Origin of the sequence: Dactylosporangium siamense, assembly GCF_016862795.1 — a bacterium.
GTDB classification, from domain to species: Bacteria; Actinomycetota; Actinomycetes; order Mycobacteriales; family Micromonosporaceae; genus Dactylosporangium; species Dactylosporangium siamense.
The window spans coordinates 29,546-50,201 of sequence record NZ_BONQ01000126.1 but is presented as its reverse complement, the minus strand read 5'-3'; the positions used below and the strand labels follow the sequence as shown (position 1 = coordinate 50,201).

Here is a 20,656-nt window from a genome sequence, read left to right as displayed (position 1 = left end):
GGCTTGTCGGATCCGGTGTGCCTCAGGGGTGTTTGGTGCTGCGCTGGTACGCCTGGTGGACCTGGTCGAGGACCGGGGGCCCGACGATCCCGAGGACGAGCCCGGTGATGCCGCTCCGGGCGGCGTTGCGGGCGGCGTTGCGGGCCGTGCTCAGCACGCTCGCCGTCGTCCCCGGAGGGGTGCCCGGCACCGTCGTGATGGCGAAGGTCTGCTGCCGCAGCATCGCGAGGGCCAGGTTCGGCTGGGTGTAGGCCAGCATCGCCAGGCGCGGCTGGATGTAGGCCGTCAGCGCCAGGTTCGGGGCCAGGTACCTGACGATCCCGCGCAGCGGCGTGACATACGACGTCAGACCGGCCAGGTAGGCGGAGGGGCGGAACAGGGCCAGCGTGGCGGGGACGGGTGCACGCCATCGTTGGATGCCGCGCTGGACCGTGGACGCGACGTAGTTCGTCAGGCTGCGTTGCGGCGGGGTGTAGTGGGCGAGCATGCGGATCGGCTGTGGCGGCGGGTACGCCCGATCCACGGCGTACCTCATGAGGAGCCCGCCGGCGATGGCGCCGGCCGCCGACATCATGAACGACGTCGGGTTGAGCCCTTCGCCTTGCTGCAGCAGCAGGCGCAGGCCGGTCGCGTAGTCGGCGGTGCGGTACGCGAGCCGCCGGGCGAGGTAGTAGGCGTTCTCGACCTGACGCCACGGGTTGTAGACGGAGCGTTCGGACCTCGTGTTCAGCCAGCGTTCGCGGGCGGCGTCGGCGCGGGCGTTGTCCGCCACCCGGCCGATCAGGTCCGCCGCGAGGAACCCGGCCCAGAACGCGAAGGCGGTCACACCCCGGGCGGCAGGTCTGACGCCGCTCACGTTCAGTGCGAGCCGGGCGAGTCCCGCGCCGACGACGGGCGGGCCGAGCAGTCCGCTGATGAAATCGGTCGCGAGCCGCTGCGGCGCGGGCACGGCGAGCTGCCGGTCGAAGCCGCGGTTGACGTACCACGTGACGGCGCGACTCTCCGCCAGGCCGAGCAGCAGGCCCGGCGGCGCCGGCACCAGCAGGCTGCGACCCATCGCGTACCGCTCCACGAGGTAGGCGCCCCGCCACGCCTGCAGGCCCAGCTCGGCGCGGTGCTCACGCAGGGCGGCGCGCCGCTCGTCGGTGCCGGCGACGGACTCCCATACGTACTGCGGTGCGGTGACGTAGACCCGCCACCACTGGGCGCGGACCTGGTCGATCGCGTGCGGGCCGACGACCCCGAACACCAGCCCAAGGAAGTCGGGGTCGACCCCCCACCGGCCGGTGGGGTCGACGAACGTCAACGGGTTGCCGCCGGTGTAGGCGTACAGGTTGAGCCCGTCCGCCGGCCCGCTGGGATCGGTCTCCAGCCACCGGCCCAGCCACGTCTGCAGGTCCCGGGCCGGGAAACGGACCAGACCGGTGCTGTCCCCGATCGGCTGAGCGGTGAACCGGCGGGTCTTGCCTTCGACGGCGGCGGGCTCGGCGGCGGCGATGACGGTGCTGCCGCCGAACGGCAGGTACGCCTCGAAGCTCAGCACCGCCGCGTCCGCGCCGAGCTCGACGCCGACGGAGCCGAGCCGGTCCGCGACCGGGTACCGCACGGTGCCGCCGGCGACCTCGACCAGCGGGCCGTCGCCGTCGGCGAAGAACATCCTGCCGCCGGCGGTGACGCCGTTGACGACCGTCTGCGACCAGCTGCCCGTCGGGGCCCGGTGGTCGGTGACGACGACCGTGCCCTGGGCGTCGCGCCGCTGCACGACGGTCCGGGTCCGCGTGCCCGCGGTGTCGTAGCAGTACCAGGTCTGCTCGGTGGCGCCGCCGGGTCGGGCCGCCGCGGACGTGCGCGCGAGCCGTCCGGCGCCGTCCCAGGTCAGCTCGACTGGGCCGTCGACCGTCATCGCCAGCGGGTTGCCGGCCGCGTCGTAGGCGGTGCCGGCGAGCCGGTTCGACAGCGCTTCGACGGGGTCGGTGCGGGTGTAGCCGCCGTCGTCCGTGCGGTGCTCGACGGTGACCAGGTTGCCGGCGTCGTCGTGGGTGTAGCGCTCGGTCCAGGGCACCAGTACGGCGGCGGGGTCGTCGAGCCGGGCGAACAGGGTCTGCTTGAAGCCGGTCGCGTACGTGTCGGCGGCCAGGCCGGCGTGCTGCAGCCCGGTCGCCGTCGACAGCCGGTAGGCGGCGTCGTAGGTGTAGCCGCCGGCCGTCGCCGGTTGCGGCGCGGTGAACACGAGCCCGGCGGTGCCGTCGTCGGCCGCTGTGACGTTGCCGACGGGGTCGTACGTGTACGCGACGTGTTGCACGTCCCCCTTGCCCGGGACGGTGGTCCGCAGGCGCAGCGTCCGGCCGGTGGTCGCCTCGTGCTCGGCGGTACGCACCGCGCCGTTGCCGAGTACCGCGCGCTCCCGCTGCCCCCACGCGTCGTAGAGGACCTCGGTCAGGTACGGCACCGGCGCGGCGGCCGGGTCGGCGGGGTCCGTGCCGGTCAGCGTCGCCAGGTGCCCGGCGGCGTCGTAGGTGAGGGTGAGTGTGGCGCCGTCGGGGTCGGTGCGCCGCACCGGCCGGCCGAGCGCGTCGTAGGCCGTCGACGTCGGGTACTCGGTCTCCTGCAGTGCGACGTCGTGGGCCCAGTCCGGGACGGTGGTGTAGTCCTTGGTGTACCGGCGGACCGAGGTCACCGGCTGCCCGGCGATGGTGTACTCGGCGGTGCGCAGCGTGCCGCTGCCGTCGCGGATGAGGTAGACCTCGCCGTTGAGGTTCGCGGCACGCGCGTCGGGCCGGTGCTCGCCGTACTGCCGGACCTCGACCGTTGCGGCGGCGCCGGCGGGGTCGACGGCGACCGTCGACAGTGGACGGTGCAGGCCGTCATGGGTGTGTTCGTGCCGCCATCCGCGGGGATCCCAGGTCCGGGCGGGCCGGCCGGCCGCGTCGCGCAACGTCAGCCGGGTGCCGCCGTCCGCGGTCGCCGCGAGGGCCGGCTCCGGGCTGTCCATCGGGTAGGCGTAGCGGGCGCTGTCGTGCTCGGCCGGGTCCAGGTGCAGCCGCGGGTCGGCGGCCCGGACGGTCCGCCCGGCGGCGTCGTAGCCGGCCGCGGTGGTGAGGCAGGCCCGGCGCAGGAGGGCGGTGGTGGCCGCGGCGAGCGGCGCGAACCGCGGCCCGAGCCGCAGCTCGAACCCCCGCCGGTACGGCTGGAACAACCCGGTCGGGTGGGTGCCGTCGCCGGTGTCGCGCAGGTAGCCGGCGCGCAGCAGCTCGTCGCGCAGCTCGGCGGGGGAGACGGGGCCGGCGGCGGTCACGGTGGCCGTCACGGGCCGCAGCGTGTCCGGCTGGATGTCGCCGAGCGCGTCCACGACGCGGCGCACCGGGTTGCCGGCCGGGCCGAGCCGGATCACCTCCGGCGTGCCGGCGAAGCTCGCCGCCTGGTCCAGTGCGTCCTTCTCCGCCCGCTGCGCCGGTGTCGGGTCGGCGGGGTAACCGGCCATGAACCGCGCGTAGAACGCCGAGTCCAGCACCGTGTCGTCCTCGTCGGCGATCCGGTGCTCCCATGGCGTGTACGTGGTGCGGCGCAGGAACCCCTTGGGCGTGTCGACCCGGACCTCGCGGCCGAGCGCGTCGAAGATGGTGACCTCCGGCGGCGGCCAGTCCGGCGGCGGCGTCGCGCGCGGGGTGTCGGCGACGAACGGCAGCCAGCGCGCGACCGGCCGGCCGGCGGCGTCGTGCCGGGCCGCGCCGACGAGCCAGCCCGTGCCCGTGTCGCGGCGGTGCTGGACCGTCCGGCCGAGGCCGTCGGCGTAGGCGACCTCGACCTCGACGGCGGATGCCGTGGCCGGGCCGTCGCTGACGTAGCCGGTCCGCACCAGGCTGACGGTGCACGGCGGGACCGCGGTGCGGTCGTAGAAGTGGAACGTGGCCGCCGACTGCAGGTATGCGGCGCGGTCGGCGAGCACCGCGTCGAACGTCGCGCCGGGCCGCACGACGTACCCGGCGAGGTCGCCGTCGCCGACCGGTCCCTTGTGGACGGACGTGGCGGCGACGGCACCGAGCGGGTCGTGCAGGACCTGCCGGACGACCCCGTTGGCGTCGGTGACCTGGCACAGCCGGGCCGCCTGGTAGTCCACGACGCCGTGGTACGCCAGCGGCGTTTCCGGGTCGGCGTAGCCGGTCGCCGCGACCCGGACCAGGTTCGCCGGGTCGTAGCCGACCTCGGTCAGCTGGAACGGCACGGTGCGGGACTGCCGCACCGGCAGGTGGAAGCCGTCCGCGCCGGCGTAGCCGGTGACCGGCCCGGGCCGCCACCAGTACCCGCCGTCCTGCGCGTAGCCGGCGGCGGTCAGGTCGGCGTCGGTGACCCGGTCGCCGTAGACACCGGCGCGCCAGCCGTCGTCGAACGCCGCCTCGGCGACATGGTGCGGCAACGCCGCGGGCGGCACCGTGCCCAGCGGCGACGGGCCACGCTGCGCGGCGTCCCAGTACGTGGTGCGCCGCCAGGACAGCACCCGGGTCTGCGGGCCGTTCCCGGACCACGGCGCGCCGTACGGCACCTGCGCGGCGAGCGCCGCGTCGACGAGCGGGCGGAGCCCGTCCGGGGTGAAACAGCCGCCCGCGGGCGGGGTGAGGCCGTGCAGCTCGTACCCGCGGTCCTCGACCGGCGGCCCGATCAGCGGCGCCCGGCTGGTGCGCCCGACGCTCAGCACCGCCCGCACCGCGGCCTGTTCCGGCAGGTCGGGCCGGCGGCGCGGGTAGTGCAGGGTCACGTCGCGGCGGACGGCGTCGGTGCTCGGCCCAGGGGCGAGGAGCGTGTCGTCGAGCATGACGGTCTGGGTGAGCCGCGGGTCGGCCGCGTCGCCGTCGTAGCGGTACTCTCGCCGGTCGTCCTCCTCGACGAGGTACGCCCCGGCGGCCGCCACGGTCCGCACCAGGTAGCCGTGCTCGGCGACGGTCAGCGGGTCGGCGGCCGCGTCGTACACCTCGGTCCGCAACGGCCGCCCGGCCAGCGCCCGGTACGCCCCGGCGGCACCGTCCACAGTGGTCCGTGGGGCGTCCGGGTGGTCCGGGTCGCCGGACCACCACGCGGAGCCGGGCGGCTCGGGGGACCTCGGGTCGCCGGTGTGGAACCACATCCGGGTCCGCCGGTCCTCGGATCCGGCAGCGGTACCGGTCGCGATCGCCGACGTCGTCACGTGACCGAAACCCGCGAACCGGCGCAGCGCGGGGTCGAACCAGCCGTCGTGGTACGTGTACGCGGTGCGCTCGCCCGTGCCGGCGGTCTCGTCGGTGACCGTCAGGGCCGTGGCGACCGTCACCGGCGCCGGCATCCGGGTCCGCCAGGGCCGCCCGGCGCGGGCGTCGGCGAGCAGGAAGGCGGTGCTGCTGCCGTACTCCACCCGGCACCGTGCGCCGAGCCCGTTCGCCGCGCCGACGAGCAGGCCCGGCCGGCGGCCCGCGCACAGGTCGGTGTACTGGTGCGTGACCTGCGGCGCGAGCCGGCTGAGCACGATCGCGGTGGTGCCGCTGCCGAGCACGTCGACGAACGTCAGCTGGTCCGTGCCGCCCATGGTGGCCGGCAGCGGCACCGTGACCGGCGGCCCGAAGCCGTTGCCGCTGCGGTTGCGGTGCACCTCGAGGCGGTCCGGCCAGGCGAGCACGAGGTCCGCGGTCCCGGACCCGTCGACGTCGGCGAGGTACACCCTCACCCCGGCCGGGATGCGGGGCGCGCCGGCGAGGCGGACCGGCGGCGCGAACCGGCCGTGGCCGAGGTTCGGCCACACCAGCACCGCACCGTCGGCGACCTGGACCCGGTGGCTGAGCCCGTCGCCGAACACGCCGGCGTCACGCACGGCCTGCACCGGCGAGGCCGCGGCGGCGGCGGGGAAGCCCGGCGCGCGGGGCACGGCCCGGGCCGGCCCGAACCCGGCCGTGCCGAGGCTGTCGTGCACCCGCAGCCCGGTCCGGTCGACGAACATCAGCTCGGCCCGGCCGTCGCCGTCGAGGTCCAGCAGCTCACCGCGGGCCGCCGTCAGGGTCGTCGGCGCGGAGCGCAGCGGCCGGAACGCCGACCACGTGCCGGCGGTGCGGCTGAAGTACCCGGCGGCCTGCGGGGCGAGCACGAGCAGCTGCAACCCGCCGTCACCGTCCAGGTCGCCGGCCAGCGCCGCGCCGTCGTTCGCGGGCAGCGCCGGCAGCGGCTGCGGCGCGCCGTAACACCCGTCGCCGCGCGGCGGGAAGTACAGCCCGGCGCCGGGCACGTCCAGCAGCAGGCCGGGCAGGCCGAGGCCGTCGAGGTCCACCGGCTGCAGCGCGCCGGGCCCGAACAGGCCGAACGGCCCGGGCAGCGCCGCGGTCCCCTCCACCGTCAGCGGCGCGAACCGGGGTGCCGCCGGCGGCTCGAACCGCGACCAGGTCAGGGTCAGCGGCGCCGCGGCGGCCGTGTCGCGGGAGCCGTCCGGCAGCCGCCGATGGCCGGTCACGGTCACCGTGGTGAGCAGCGAGCCGTGCGGGTCGTCGTCGTAGCCGAGCGTGCTCGCGCGCACCAGGCACGGCGGCTCGCCGGGCCGGCCCGGGATCCGGTGGAACATCAGCACCGTCCGGCACCGCCGGTACGTGCGGATCTCGAACCCGGCGGTGTATGTGGAGAACGGGTCGGGCCGTTCCTGCCACGGCCGCACGGGGGTGTACGGATCGGCGGAGTCCGGGTCCCGCTCGCCGTAGTCGAAGACGACCTCGAACGCGTCGCCGCCGGCGTGGTTGCCGTAGCTGATCCGCTCCGGGTAGCGGCGGGCGGTCCGGACCCGCCCCTGCTCGTACACCGCCTCGGCGATCCCGGCGCTGTCCTCCGCCTTGTACGTGTAGCGCACCCGGTTGCCGTGCCGGTCGACGACCTCGTCGACGAGCCACTGCGCGACGCGGCCCGGGTCGGCGGGGTCGGCGGTCCGGCTGGCGGGAGACCCGCCGTAGACGCTCGTGGTCCCGTCGGCGGCGACGGCCCGCCAGTACTGCCCGGCACCGGCGCCGCGGCGCTCGACGAGGCAGGACAGGCCGTCGGCGGCGGGCCGGAACGTGTCGACCCGCTCGCCGCCGTCGCCGGTGGTGCCGACGTGCACCAGCGGGCCGACACCGGCCAGGACGAACGCGTCCGTGTCGTCGTACGCCGGCACGCCGCCGGCCGTGCTGCGGGTGACCGCCGGCAGCTCGACGCCGAAGCCGATCCCGTAGTCCCCGTTGCCGGCCCGCGACCGGTACGTCAGCGCCAGCCCGAGCTCGGTCCCGCGGGCCGGCGTGGTCGGCAGCGGTACGGTCAGCCCGGCACCGCCGGTGAACGCGTCGACGACCACCCGCGGATCGAGTCCGCCCGGCGGCTCGCCACCGGTGTCGAGCTCCAGCGTGTTCGCGAGGACAGGTACCACCGACGCTCCGATCCCGATCGTGCCGACCGCACAGCGGCGAGTGCAGCGACCCGGCCTCCGGCTGCCTCCGACTTTACATATCGGACCTTTCGGACGAAGCGCATTTCCTTCGCACAAATAGACCTGCCCGCCGGCGCAGCCGTGCTCAACGTGGCCGAGCACGTCGACCGGCTCACCGCCGGCCCGCCGTCATGGCTGCGGTTCACCGTCTGACGGCAGCCGCGGCACACCATCTGGTCGGCCGGGGGTGACGAACCGAATTCGTGACCGGGTGCGACACCTCGACGGGCGACAATGTCCGGGTGGCTGCTCAGGGCGGGAACGAACGTGCGGTGGTCTTCGTGCATGGCACCGGAGTCAGGGCGGAGGCGTACAGCAGGTCGTTGCGGGAGGTTCGCGAACGGGTGGCGCAGCTGCCGCACCTCGGCCGGCTGAGCGGCTGTTTCTGGGGCGAGCAGCACGGTGCGCGGCTGAGCGCGGGTCTGTCGGTCCCGGAGTACGACCGTTCGCGTGGCGGACGCCGCGACGCCGACGAGGAGACGATCGCGCGCTGGGCGGTCCTCTACACCGACCCCTGGTACGAGCTGCGCCTGCTGCGGTCCGCGTGGAAGGCGGCTGGCGAGCTCCCACCGGACGTCGACCCGCCCGCCGAGCTGCTGCGCGTGCAGCTCGACGGCTTCGTCGCGTCGCCGGACCTGCGGGCGCGGCTGGCCCGGGCCGAGCTCGACGCGAGCTTCGACGCCGCCCTCGCCGCCCTGCGCGCCGCCCCGGAGTTCGACGAGGCGGTACGCACCGCGGACGACGACATGTCCGAGCACCGCCAGGCGATCGCCCGCGCACTGATCGCTTTCACGCTCGCCGACGCGCAGGCAAGGTTCGAGCAGGCCGGACCCACCGTCGACGGGCACACCCGGGACGAGCTGGTGGAGCTGCTCACCGACGAGCTCTACGGGTACACCCGCGGCATCGGCGACTGGCTCGCCCGGCCCTTCAAGGGGGTGGCCGCCTGGGCGACCACCCGGCTGGTGGAGCGCCGCCGAGGCGCGATCAGCGACCTGGCGGCCCCCGCGGCCGGGGACATCCTGCTCTACCAGGCGCGCGGCGGCGACATCCGGGCGGCGATCCGGCAGGCCGTCGCCGACACCCGCGCCGCCCGGGTGACGATCCTGGCGCACAGCCTGGGCGGTATCGCCGCGGTCGACCTGCTGGTGGCCGAGCCGATCGCGGAGGTCGACCGGCTGGTGACGGTCGGCTCCCAGGCGTCGTTCCTGTACGAGATCGGCGCGCTGGTCAGCCTGCGCGCACCCGACCCGCTGCCCGATCACTTCCCGGCCTGGCTCAACATCTACGACCCCCGCGACTTCCTCAGCTACGTCGGCGCCGGGGTGTTCCCGGGGCGGGTGGAGGACCAGGAGGTGGACAACGTGCAACCCTTCCCGCAGTCGCACAGCGCCTACTGGTCCAACCGATACGTGTGGGAAGCCGTCGGGGCGTTCGTCCGGTGACGGTACGCATGGACCCCGCGGCCACGCACGGCGTCGTCATCGGCATCGAACGGTACGACGTGGCCGACACCTGGGGGCTGCCCGGCGCCGCCCGCGATGCCGTGCGCGTCACGGGCTGGCTGCGGGCCGCCGGGGTACCGGCCGAGCAGGTGGCACTGTTCCTCGACGTGCTGCCGGGCGACCCCGACGGCACGCTGGCGGCGGCGTCCGGGCTGGGTGTCACCCCGCGGGCATCCGCTCGGCGCGACGACATCATGGCCTACTTCACCGACGAGCTGCGGCAGCAGCGGGCGGCGCGGGACACCCTGGTCGTCTACTGGAGCGGCCACGGCGTGCTGGATGACCAGCGCCGCCGGACCCTGTTCACCTCGGACGCCGGGCCCAACGACCGGCGCAACATCCGGGTCGAGGACCTGCTCGACTATCTGATCGACCGGGAGGTGTCCGGCTTCCACCAGCAGATCGTGCTGGTCGACGCGTGCGCCAACTTCGTGGAAAGCCGCAACTACCGGACCCACCTGACCCAGACCACGTTCCCGGTCAGTGGGGTCCGCCGCGCGGGCGTGCGGCAGTTCGTCATCTACTCGGCGGCGCAGGGCACCGCGGCGGCGAACCGCCGGACGGCGCGCGCCGGCGCGTTCACCGACACGCTCCTCGGCTGGCTGCACGGCGACGGCCAGCCAGCGCGCTGGCCGCCGGACATGCCGGCGCTGTCGGCGTTCGTGGGCCGCCACGTGCGGCAGCTGGCGGACTCCGGCCAGACGCAGCTGTCTCCGGTGTACCTGAGCCGGACCGTCGACTGGTCGGGCAGCGCGGACGAACGGGAGTTCGGCGGGCTCCCGGTGACCGGTTCGGCGCTCCACGCCGCCGCCGGGGCCACGCGCACGCCGTCGCAGCTGCGGCGGCTGGCGGCCGCGCTGGCCGGATGCACGGCGCTCGCCGACCCGGCCCGCCAGGCCCGGCTGCTCGGACCGGCCGACGACCCGCAGGAGGCCGTGGCGGCTGTGCTGGCCCGCGGCGGCATGACGACCCTCCTGGCCTCGCTCGACGAGCTGTGCACGACCGAGGAGCAGCGCCTCGACGCGGCGAAGGTCCGGCGCCTGTGGCAAGTCCAGGGCCGGGTCGCGCCGCTGCTGGCGCCGTTCGCCGCCGTCACCGCGGGCCAGCTGCGGCACTATTACGATGTCGTGCCCGACCGCCGCCTCGCGCCGAGCCACCACGACCTCGACCAGGTCCTGGAGTACCTCGCCGATCTCGGCGGCGCGGCCGCGGACGCACCGCTGCCGCGGTTCGTGGCCAGGCTGGAGCAGCTGACCGGCAGGCGCGTCCCGGACGAGTGGTTCGAGCTGCCGGTGCCGGCGCTCCACGCGCTGCGCGACCGCGAGCGGGCCGCGATCGACCGGTCCGGCCGCTCCCACCTCGTCATCGACCTGCAGCCGCCGGGCTCCGGCAGCACGGACCCGCAGGCCGGCTGGCCCGCCGCCATCGTGGGTCACCTCCGCACCGGTGACGGTGCCTGGACGCGGGAGACCGTCGCGTGCCCCGGCGGCCTGACCGCCGTCCAGCAGGCCGTCAACCGGCTGATCAACTGGGCGTACGAGCAGCAGCCGGACGGTACCGACATGACCCTCGGCTTCCTGGCGCCCCGAGCCCGCTTCGACGACGTTCCCGAGTCCTGGGCGTTCAGCGACTCGTTGACGGCGTCCGTTCCCATCCGAGAGGAGTACCCGGTGATGCTGCACTTCCGTGAACGGCTGGAGGCGTCCCGCGCCTGCGCGTACTGGCGCAGGCGTGCCACCGCGATCGCGGAGGAGATCACGCACGCGGCGCCCAAGGTGTCGTGGCTGGAGCCGCCCCGCGGCGGTGGGGTGCGGCGGATCAGTACCAGCGTCGAGGCGGAGCGGCCGGCGTGCGTCGGCTTCCGGTTCGCCCCCGGGCCGTTCCGCGGCGACCTGCGCAACGACCCGCTCGTCGCCGCGGTCAACGCGGGCGCACCGTACCTGATGTGGCTGGACGCCGAGCCCGGCGACTGGGACGAGGTGACGTCGGTCCTCGCCGCGCTGGTCCAGCGCGGCGACTTCGACGACGTGCCGCTGCGGCTCAAGGAGCTCCGCGACACGGCGGGCGATACGGCGGCCGACGCGACGACGGTCCGGCTGGTGTGGGACAACCAGGACTGGCTACCGGACGCCGGCAGACTGACCGGCCTGGCGGTCCGGGAGGCTGCGCAGCGATGACCGGACCAGCAGCCCAGGCGGACTGGCACGTCTACCACGGCGACGGCCGCAGCGCCGCCACACCACTGCCGGACCCGCCGCCCTGGCGACGGTTCGGCGGCAAGATCCTCCGCGAGCGGACCGTCCCGGCCGCCGCGACGGACGGCACCGACCACTTCCAGACCACCCTCGAATTGGTGGAAGCCGTCAACGCCGCGATCGGCCTGCGCCGGCCGCTGCTGCTCACCGGACGGACCGGCTCCGGCAAGTCGAGCCTCATCGACTCCGTCGCCCGCGAGCTCGTCCTCGGCCGGGTGCTGCGCTGGCACGTGACGTCCTCGAGCACGCTGCAGGACGCGCTGTACCGCTACGACGCGCTCGGCCGCCTGCAGGACAGCCAGCTCGGCGACGGCGAACGCGGCATCGGCGGATACCTGCGGCTCGGCCCCCTCGGCACGGCGCTGCTGCCGACGGCGCGGCCCCGCGCGCTGCTGGTCGACGAGATCGACAAGAGCGACATCGACCTGCCGAGCGACCTGCTCAACGTCTTTGAACGCGGCGAGTTCGAGATCCCCGAGCTGGCCCGCCTCGAGCAGACGCGCGTCGAGATCCGCGAGGCCGACGGCACCGAAACGTTCCCGATCGAGCACGGACACGTCCGCTGCCGCGAGTTTCCGGTCGTCGTGCTCACCAGCAACGGCGAACGCGACTTCCCGCCGCCGTTCCTGCGCCGCTGCGTGCAGTTCCGGATGCCCGACCCGACCCCGGAGTTGCTCACCCGGATCGTCACCGCCCACCTCGGCGACGCAGTCGCCGCCGACGCCCGGCAGCTGATCGACGACTTCGCCGAACGGGTCGCGGGCAGCCGCAGTCACGCCACCGACCAGCTGCTCAACGCCATCTTCCTGCTCGTGCGCCCCGCCGGGCCCGACGAGGCGCACCGCGAGCGGGTCACCGAGCTGCTGCTGCGGTCGTTACAGAGCGACCTGCCGTGATCGGCCGGCTCGGCCCGGCCCTCGAAGCCGCCGGTCTGCCCGTGGACCCGCTGCAGCTGGCGGACGTCCTGTGGCTGGCGACGCGATCCACGCCGGCGCCGGACGCCGCCGGTACGCCCGCGGACGAGCCGGGCAGCGGCGACGGCTTCGACGGCGGCATCGGCACCGCTGCGGGCACTGCACACGGCGGCCGCGACCCGGGCGGTGACACGCAGCGCTATCTGCTGCCGGACCGCCCGCCGGCGGAGCGGCCCGCCGACACGACCGAGGTGCGGCTGCCGGCACCGCCGGCGCTGCACGGGAAACTGGGGCTGGCCAACGCCCTTCGCGCGCTCAAGGTGCGGCGGCGGGTCGCACCGCGGCGGGAGCTCGACGTCGACGCGACCGTCCGCCGATACGGCGAGACCGGCGTGCTCATCCCGACGGTACGACCGGCCCTGGAGCGCTGGTTCGATCTGACGCTCGTCGTCGATGCGTCGCCGACCATGGACGTATGGCAGCCGACCGTCGGGGAGCTGTCGCGGCTGCTGGCCCACCACGGCGCGTTCCGGCGGCTCACGCGCTGGTGCATGCACGACCGCGACGGCGAGGTCGCCCTGTACAGCGAGGCAGGTGTCCGCCGCCGGCTGGACCACCCCGGCGAGGACACCGGCCGGCAGATCGTCGTCGTGGTGAGCGACTGCGTCGGCCCCCAGTGGTACCGGCGCGAGGTGTGGGACGCGGTGCAGGACTGGGGCCGGCGCGGACCGGTGGTGCTCGCCCAGGTCCTGCCCCACCGCCTGTGGGAGGCGACCGGTGTCGGCCGGATCGACGTCGGCCTGTCCGGCTACCGGCCCGGTCAGCCTAACCGGGGCCTGCGCGTCGAGCTGCCGTGGTGGTGGCCGACGCAGGACCCGCCGTCCGGCGTGGTGCCGGTGGTGTCCCTCGCCGACGCGGACCTCGCCCGATGGGCACACATGGTCATCGGCGCCGCGGGCCACCCAGTCCCGGGCGTCATCACGGACGGCCCGTGGCGCGGCGACCCCGGCACCGCGCCGGAACCGCAAGGCCTGACGGCACCGGCCAGGCTGCATCAGTTCCGGGCCACGGTGTCGACCGAGGCGTACGAACTGGCGGTCTGCCTCGCCGCCGTGCCGATCCGCCTGCCGATCGTCCGCGCTGTCCAACACGGTGTCCTGCACAGCACGGACCGCACCCACCTCGCCGAGGTGTTCGCCGGCGGGCTCATCGAGCGACTCACCCCGCCCGGCGCCCGGATCCCACCCGACGCCGTCGAGTACGAGTTCGCGCCCGGCGTCCGCGAGCTGCTGCAACAGTCGCTGACCGGCGACCGCACGCTCGACACGTTCCGCGCCGTCGCCCGGTACCTGGAGTCTTCCCTGGGCCGCGACGTGTCGTTCACGGCGCTGCTGGGCGGCGACACCCGCGGCGACGCGGACGCCGACCCACGCCTGCGCCCGTTCGCCGTGATCGGCGCGCCGCTCCTGCAACGCCTGGGCCTCGGCACCGCACCGCCCCCGGCCATCCCGGCCGCCGAAGCGCTCGCGCTGCGGCCGGTGGATGGCATCGTTGAACACGATGTCCCGCCTACGGTCCGTATGCATGTCGGCGCCGAAGCCCTCGTGGTGATCGTCGGGTCGGGCGAGCACCAGGCCGGGGAGGGGTGGACGCTGGCCGGACCCGGATTCGACGCTCTGAGGTTCGCTCAGTTCTTCCTCGACCGAGGTGTACCCGCCGACCGCATCCAAGTGCTGACGACGCCACTCGTCCCGGCCGGTACAGTCCCGGACGGGGTGCGCAGCCGGCTCGCGGACCGCACCACCGTGCGGGAAGTGTTCATGCGGGAACTGCCCGCGGTCGGCGCGACGGACCTCTACGTAGTGTGGGGCGGACGCGGCTTCCTCGACGCAGACGGGCGCTGGCGCCTGACCTACGCGGACATCATCGACGCCGACGCCGACGCCGATTCGGAGGCCGACGCCGACACGGACGCCGATACCATCGACCTTGATTTCGCTTCGCTGCTGGCGGCGTACGCCTCCGGTATCGCCGATGGCTTGAGCCGGCAGCTGTGGCTGTTCGACGTCCTCCAGATGCCCAACGACGACGGCCGCGTCGACGTGCGCGGCCATGAGACGTTCCCGATCGGTGAGCCGGCTACCGGGCTGCACCAGTACGCCCTGCTCGCCGCCCGCCGCGGCCCGGGAACGGGCGATCCACGGACAGGCCGGTTCGGCCGGGAGCTGTTGCGACTACTCGAGGCCGACGAACAACTGCTCGCCGAGCCTGCGCTGCTCTTCGACGCCGTACACGTGCGCTTCACCGAGCTGCGCGCGACCGGCCCGACCGGGCAGACGCCCACCTATATGTGGTACCGCAACGATATCGGCGACGAGGGTCAATTGCTGCGCGACGCGCGATACCCAGCCGCACCACCCGGTGAATCCGTAGCCGCGAACTTGCCACTGCCGGTGATCGCCACGATCGTCGACGCCCTGCTGGACATCCCGGAGTTTCGCTACCCGGCCGTCCGCGAGGAGATGCTGTCGCTGCTGCGTGGCCCCATCCGCGCCGTGATCCGCCGTCACGACACCCTCCGCGCCGACGCCATCAGCATCGTCCGCACCTGCTCCCGATTCCAGGGTGGGATAAGCGAACTCGTCGAAGCCGTCCGGTTCTTCGCCGCGGAATCCCCGGCAACCGAACGCCTCGCGATTGTGGTCGCGGCGCAGTGAAGCGGGTCTGCTCGTGGGCGACATGAGCTCGGAACGCGCAGCCAAAACCATGGAGAACGCGGTGGCTTATACGGATGCGTCGGCGGCCGGCTGGTAGATGTCTGGTTCGACGAAGATCAGGGTGGCGATCGGCAGGACAGCGCGGATGCGGGCCTCGGCGCTGTTGATGGCGTCGCTGACCTCCTCCGAGAGCTTCCCCGACGGGATGGCGACCTTCACCGCGACAAGGAGCTCGTCCGGACCCAGATGCATGGTCCGCATGTTGATCACGCGGTCGAAGAACGGTTCGGCGACCAGCGCCTCGCGGATCTTCCGGATGTTGGCCTTGGAGGCGGACTCTCCGACGAGGAGGCTCTTGGTCTCCATCGCGAGGACCACGGCGATCACTACGAGCAGCGCACCGATGATGAACGTGCCGATGCCGTCGAAGACCGGGTTGCCGGTCAGCACGGTCAGCCCCACCCCGAACAGTGCGACAACGAGGCCGGTGACGGCACCGGCGTCCTCGAGCAGGATCGTCGGCAGCTCGGGGGCCTTGGCGTGCCGGATGAACTGCCACCACGTCTTCGACCCGCGGACCGCGTTCGCTGACTTCGCCGCCGTGTACAGCGCGTAGCTCTCCAGTCCGATCGCGATCACCAGCACGACCACCGCGACCAGCGGTGAGGTCAGCTCGTGCGGGTGGACGATCTTCTCGTACCCCTCGTACAGGGCGAACAGCCCGCCGAGGGTGAACAGCACGATGGAGACGATGAACGCGTAGATGTAGCGTTCCCGGGCGTAGCCGAACGGGTGTGCCTCGTCGGCCTCCCGCCGGGAGCGGCGGCCGCCGACCAGCAGCAGCGCCTGGTTGGTGGTGTCGGCGAGGGAGTGCACCGCCTCGGCGAGCATCGACGACGAGCCGGTGATGAACGCCGCGACACCCTTGCTGATCGCGATCCCGAGGTTCGCCGCCAGCGCGGTCACCACCGCCTTGGTACTGCCGCCGTCCGCTGCCATCGCGCTGAACTCCTCCGTACCCGCCCGGCCTTCCGCCAAGGTCAACCGACAGTGTCGCAGGTCGCCGGCAATCGGCAACGCGACAACCAGGCCGTCCGGCCTGCCACCGTACGGCGGTGGTGACGGTGTCTGCGATGGTTTCGATATGTCCTACCGGCCGGCGGCCGCGACTGCAGCTGGTCGGCGACGATCCGGGCGTAGAGCGCGACGGCGGCGACGGCGAGCAGCCACGGCGCCCGCCGCAGCACGCCGGTGACCGCGCGGGCCTGCCGGTCGCGGCGCAGGTGTTGATCGCCGTCGTAGAACTCGTCCGCGGTGCACCACGCCGCTGGCACGCCCGCGTCGAGGGCCCGGGCGAGCATCCGCCGGCCCAGGGTGATCTTCGTCGCGAACCGCACCTGCTCGGGCACACCCGCCGCCGCGCATCGGGCGTCATCGTCGGTCCAGGCTTTTGGTAGGTAGACGTCCGGGTCGATCAGCGTGGACCCGCGCGGGGCGGCGTAGGCCAGATAGACCGCCACCTGAGCGTTCTCGATCCGCCCGGCGGTGCCGGTGTACTGGCGCTGGGTCGCCAGGGTGTGCCGGCCCTTCTTCAGGTCACCGTTGTCGTCCAGGATCAGCACCCCGCCCGGGTCGCCGAGCGCGGCGACGGCGTAGCCGCGCACGTCATCGCGGACTCGGTCGGCGTCCCAGACCATTTCACCCAGCAGCCGCTGCATCGCATGTGGCGAACCGTCTCCGGCGTGTTCCGCCAACTGCCAGCACGACCGGGTGTCCACATCGGACAACAAACCGAGCAGGAACATGCGCGCTTGCCGGCGCGGCTCCACCCGACCGAACCGGCCCGCGATCGCGGCGAACCCGGTGTCGAACTCAGCCAGCCACTGCCTGACGGCTACGCTGTGCCCAGCGGCCCGTCGCACGGTCTTCGATTGTCTCGTCAAGTCATCGATGATCATCCGACGGCCGTCAGCATGCCCTCCGGCACGCCGACCAGCCCCAGCGCCACCAGCCCATCGTCAGGCATCTACATAACCAACCTGGGCTGGGGTGCTAGACCGCACGCGGAGGAGATCCGGTGACAGCGCAGGCCCTCGGGCGCCTCAAGGATGCACTGGTATTGGTGCAAGGCGATGTCTTTGCGTCAGGTCTCTCGTTCAGGCTTGCCGTTCGGAGCGTGGGTTCCTTCCGAGGTCGTCCCGTCTATCGCGTGATCCTGGAAGACGGCAGGTTCTACGGCGGGCAGGGCGCTCTCGAAGGGGAAACGGAGGAGGATGCGCTGGCCGAAGTTGCCGAAGGTGTCCAAGACCTGTTCGCCGAGGTGCTGAACATCGCATGGCCGGACTGTGCAGTGCACAACCGTGGACTGCACATGCTCTGCCCGGCCGGCTCGTCACCGGCATGGTGGTGCTATTTCGGGGAGGGTCACCTGGTGGCACCCGTCGGGGAGCTGTCGGCATTGAACCCTTCCTGAGTTGACTCGGTGGCCGTCCGTCAAGGGCGGGCGGCCCCCGACCCGAAGGTCGAGGGCCGATCCCGGGTTGCAGCGTCGAGCGTGATGACGAAGACGGATCCGCCGGCCGGATTAGTACCCCAGCCCAGGTTCGTCATGTAGATGTCTGACGATGGGCTGGTGGCGCTGGGGCTGGTCGGCGTGTCGGAGGGCATGCTGACGGCCGCCCGCGCCCGCACCAGCCACTACCGCCGACGCGGCCACGCCATCCATCAACCAACATCTACATAACGAACCTGGGCCGTCGTACTAGACTTCCAGTCGGGGTCGATGCGCGGCCTCCGATCTTGGTCGCACGCCGGATGTAGGAAGTCTGGCGGTGGACCTGGTCAACGCCCTCAACGCGACGGGCTGATCTACAGTGAGCAGCCCATTTCTCGCGATAGGGTGCCTCGCTGGTCCGAGGTGTGACTGGGCGTGCTCGGACAGCGCGCTACGCCGAGGGGGCTGAGGCACGGGCGGTTGTGGCCGATATCAAGGCGCCGTGCGAGCGCCTTGGAGAAGTGGCAAAGCGGCAAGGACGGCGCACCGTTCGGGCAAGTTGCTCCGTGGCCTTGGCGTGCCCTCGCTCGTTGTCGCCTCAAGACCCATAGAGGAGGCGGGGGCGACATGGCGACTTTCACGGCACCGATCGAGTTCGCAGAGAAGCTTGGATCTAAGCTGCCGACCGATGCAGCGAAGACTCTCCTTGCTACCTATGCAGGAATCACCGGGGTTACGACCACCGCGCTGAACAATGACGCGTGGAGCGTCAGCGGCAGTGGGCGGGAAGTCCGGGTTCCAGTGGGCGCGTGGTTGGTCAAACTCGTCGGCATCGAGTCGCCGGTTGTCGTGCCCGACAGCCTTTACGCTGCGTACGCTTCGTAGGCGTTTAAGACCTACATCGCCTCTTATGCGTAGCTGCCGATCTCATGCCCAGTGATCTTGGCGTACTCACTTGCCGCGAAGCGGGCGCGGCAGGTCGCTGGCTGTCGTCACGCTCGGTTCGTCGGGCACCGAGGCTCAGTCATCAGCGGCCACGACCACGGTGAGCGTTTCGTCAGTGTGGTCGATGAGCGCAAGTTCGTGGAACTCGGTCTGGACGCCGCCCCAATCGTGGTAGGCGGCCGGGCCGAGGTCCCGGAGCCGGTACACCCGCTTGGCGGCTCGGAGCGGCTGGTAGAGGTCGCGGCCAAGATCCGCGTGCAGGTGTTCGGGTAACGGGGCGTGTTGTTCGGCCCACGCGCGCAGCAAGCGCTCCTCGCCACCGGCGTCAGTGAGGTCGAAGCAGCCGGGTGTGATCCGGTCTCGCCAGTACGGGCCGTGCCGCTCCGGGTTGTCGCCAGGCGTCCCTCCGGCATGGTCGTCGCCGTACAGCTCGTGGCTGATCAACATTGCCAGGACCGACGTGTCGTTTACCGTCGGCCCGGGCAGCCGGAACCGTTGGATGCCCACCCACTGGAAGGTGTTGTTCTTGAAATTGATGAAGACATGTCCGAGATGAACCAGGCGCATGTCTTGCCCTTCGACGACGGTGCGGCCCAGATGGCGGTGCGACGACCTCTTCGGAATGCCGGTCGGGGCGGCCGATGACGCCGACGCCGCCGTCCCGGTCTCGCCGAGATGAGTACGTAACGTCATTCACCATTCCGGTCCAAGATCCGAAGAAAGCCAATGCTCGGGACGCATGTGGACAATTACTTGTGTGCCGATATGCGTCCGCTCGAACTCCAAGTATTCTTCCACCCTCGCGGCTGGAATGTAGCGCCGCGCCAGTTCCCGCGACCGTTCGGGCGAACCCGGCTCAATGCGCACTACTGGTCCTCGCACCGACACGTACCTGGCCGTTGGTGCACTGCGTTCTACCATCAGGCCGAAGTGACCTGCCGCGCGGATCGCCTGCGTCTTGCGTGCATCCGGTCCTGTGGCAATCCATAGCTCACCACCTGGCTCGTACTGGTACCAGATGGGAACAGTAAGCGGCGCCCGATCAGGCCGTTCGACTACCGACAGGGCGCCGACGTGCGGTTCGGCAAGAAACGCTTCGCGTTCTTCTCTCGACAACGTCATGGCCCGGAGGCTACCCCCAGGGTCTGACAAAACTCTGCCGATCAAGCGCCGCCCACGCTGCTGCCATCGCGCTGACACGGGCCGCGCGTGCGTGTCAGCGCGCTGATGAGGCGGTGTCAGCGGCGACAGCCATGGTCAGTTTGCCGGCGGACGTACGGGCCGCCGGGACCGGATGGCGACGCTCGATGGAGAGCATGATGCAGACGTTCGACACTCCCGCGCCGACCTCCGCCGTCGCCGCGAGGAAAACTGTGATGGGCGAGCAGACGGCCGGCGCGGTGGGGCTGACCGGTGCCGGCGCGGGTTACCTGCCACGGCGGCGCGGGCAGGCCGATCCAACACGTTGCTCCGGCTCGACCGTACCGCCGATGCTGAAGCCCGCTCGCCGCCGTTCTGGTGTGAAGGGCGAAGGCGAGCCGGTCGCGTCGCTACTGTCGACGAAGCCGGCCAGCGCGTCACGGACTCGACCGGCGGGCCGGAGCTCGTTCGCCAGGTTCGTTCTGGTCGGCGGTGGTATCGGACTCGCTTCGAGTGCTGCGGTGCCGCTGACGGCCACGCTCATGCCATGGGTGACCGCGAACGCGTTGATCACCGTCGTGTCCACCCTGCTGGGCACAGAACTCCACGCGCGGTTCACCTTTGGCGCTCGTCGGTGCGCGCAATGGCGTCAGCACCTGCAATCCGCCGGCTCGGCCGCGGCCGCCTACATGATCACCTCAGCTGCCATCCTGGTCCTGCAGGCGGTGCAGCCATCCGCCGGTATGCGCTGGGAGCAAGCTGTTTACCTTAGCGCCTCCGGACTCGCCGGAGCCGGGCGGTTTCTGATGCTCCGCCTGTGCGTCTTTTCGCGCGCAGCGGCGCCCTCGGCATCGGCCTCGATGATTCCGGTCCCTCGATCGCATCGAGTCGGTACAACACACTGCGCAGCACCCGGCCGCAAAGTGTGACAGTTTTGCAGCGACGCACGCTTCTGGCCGAGATCTGCGCGCTACGGAGCGTCACGGCGGACTGGGTTGCCCGGCTTCAGGACACAACCGATGAGCGCGGGTCCTGGACGGTGTTCGGGCGCCGGGGCTGCACGGTGCCGGTCGAGGACCCGTCCGGACCGGGTCCTGGAGGACACCGCACCCTGTCCCAGACCGTAGACGACGACGCCGGCCAACCCACTCGAGCGGTTCTCGCGCTGCTGGGTGCACCGCTGCCGCAGCGCGGAAGGGTCGACCGCGTGCTGCGCTGGATCGG

General features: G+C 72.4%; 14 protein-coding genes. 9 read left to right on the top strand and 5 right to left on the bottom strand.

Annotated elements, in window-relative coordinates; translation table 11 throughout:
- Positions 1–22 precede the first annotated feature (22 nt).
- Positions 23–7,402, bottom strand: coding sequence for a SpvB/TcaC N-terminal domain-containing protein (locus Dsi01nite_RS39850; protein WP_203851579.1), 7,380 nt, complete (start codon positions 7,400–7,402; stop codon positions 23–25).
- Between the two features lie 341 nt (positions 7,403–7,743).
- Here Dsi01nite_RS39850 and Dsi01nite_RS39845 point away from each other — a divergent pair, with 341 nt between their 5' ends.
- Genes Dsi01nite_RS39845 through Dsi01nite_RS39830 form a run of 4 tightly spaced genes read left to right on the top strand, consistent with a single transcriptional unit; the run spans position 7,744 to position 14,853 of the window.
- Entirely contained in the window at positions 7,744–8,907 is a 1,164-nt protein-coding gene (locus Dsi01nite_RS39845; RefSeq protein ID WP_203851578.1) for an esterase/lipase family protein, read from the top strand.
- A complete protein-coding gene (locus tag Dsi01nite_RS39840) occupies positions 8,904–11,144 on the top strand; it encodes a caspase family protein (protein WP_203851577.1) in 2,241 nt (746 codons plus the stop codon). Before Dsi01nite_RS39845 ends, Dsi01nite_RS39840 begins: the two co-directional genes overlap by 4 nt.
- A complete protein-coding gene (locus Dsi01nite_RS39835; RefSeq protein ID WP_203851576.1) occupies positions 11,141–12,118 on the top strand; it encodes an AAA family ATPase in 978 nt (325 codons plus the stop codon). Before Dsi01nite_RS39840 ends, Dsi01nite_RS39835 begins: the two co-directional genes overlap by 4 nt.
- Entirely contained in the window at positions 12,115–14,853 is a 2,739-nt protein-coding gene (locus Dsi01nite_RS39830; RefSeq protein WP_203851575.1) for an SAV_2336 N-terminal domain-related protein, read from the top strand. The genes Dsi01nite_RS39835 and Dsi01nite_RS39830 overlap by 4 nt, the downstream gene beginning before the upstream one ends.
- Before the next feature lie 66 nt (positions 14,854–14,919).
- Here Dsi01nite_RS39830 and Dsi01nite_RS39825 read toward each other — a convergent pair whose 3' ends face one another.
- Together Dsi01nite_RS39825 and Dsi01nite_RS39820 are read right to left on the bottom strand one after the other, a co-directional pair.
- Complete coding sequence (locus tag Dsi01nite_RS39825; RefSeq protein ID WP_203851574.1) at positions 14,920–15,852, bottom strand: cation diffusion facilitator family transporter; 933 nt, start codon at positions 15,850–15,852, stop codon at positions 14,920–14,922.
- Between the two features lie 41 nt (positions 15,853–15,893).
- Positions 15,894–16,703: an IS701 family transposase gene (locus Dsi01nite_RS39820; RefSeq protein WP_425554530.1), complete on the bottom strand. Its 810-nt coding sequence runs from the start codon at positions 16,701–16,703 to the stop codon at positions 15,894–15,896.
- Here Dsi01nite_RS39820 and Dsi01nite_RS57755 point away from each other — a divergent pair.
- The 4 genes from Dsi01nite_RS57755 (at position 16,596) to Dsi01nite_RS39810 (ending at position 18,232) form a co-directional block, all read left to right on the top strand.
- Positions 16,596–16,934: a hypothetical protein gene (locus Dsi01nite_RS57755; protein ID WP_239136526.1), complete on the top strand. Its 339-nt coding sequence runs from the start codon at positions 16,596–16,598 to the stop codon at positions 16,932–16,934. The two genes, Dsi01nite_RS39820 and Dsi01nite_RS57755, sit on opposite strands and share 108 nt — an antisense overlap.
- A complete protein-coding gene (locus Dsi01nite_RS39815) occupies positions 16,931–17,326 on the top strand; it encodes a hypothetical protein (RefSeq protein ID WP_203851572.1) in 396 nt (131 codons plus the stop codon). The genes Dsi01nite_RS57755 and Dsi01nite_RS39815 overlap by 4 nt, the downstream gene beginning before the upstream one ends.
- A gap of 141 nt (positions 17,327–17,467) precedes the next feature.
- Positions 17,468–17,596 (top strand): DNA polymerase III subunit chi, encoded by a 129-nt coding sequence (locus Dsi01nite_RS57750; RefSeq protein ID WP_239136514.1) that lies wholly within the window; start codon positions 17,468–17,470, stop codon positions 17,594–17,596.
- 378 nt (positions 17,597–17,974) lie between these two features.
- Complete coding sequence (locus Dsi01nite_RS39810; RefSeq protein ID WP_203851571.1) at positions 17,975–18,232, top strand: hypothetical protein; 258 nt, start codon at positions 17,975–17,977, stop codon at positions 18,230–18,232.
- 135 nt (positions 18,233–18,367) lie between these two features.
- Here the strand turns inward: Dsi01nite_RS39810 and Dsi01nite_RS39805 are convergent, their stop codons facing one another.
- Positions 18,368–18,985 (bottom strand): hypothetical protein, encoded by a 618-nt coding sequence (locus Dsi01nite_RS39805; RefSeq protein WP_239136513.1) that lies wholly within the window; start codon positions 18,983–18,985, stop codon positions 18,368–18,370.
- Positions 18,986–19,414, bottom strand: a complete 429-nt coding sequence (locus tag Dsi01nite_RS39800) for a pyridoxamine 5'-phosphate oxidase family protein (RefSeq protein ID WP_203851570.1) — start codon at positions 19,412–19,414, stop codon at positions 18,986–18,988.
- A gap of 194 nt (positions 19,415–19,608) precedes the next feature.
- Here Dsi01nite_RS39800 and Dsi01nite_RS39795 point away from each other — a divergent pair, with 194 nt between their 5' ends.
- Positions 19,609–20,361 (top strand): GtrA family protein, encoded by a 753-nt coding sequence (locus Dsi01nite_RS39795; protein WP_203851569.1) that lies wholly within the window; start codon positions 19,609–19,611, stop codon positions 20,359–20,361.
- Positions 20,362–20,656 lie beyond the last annotated feature (295 nt).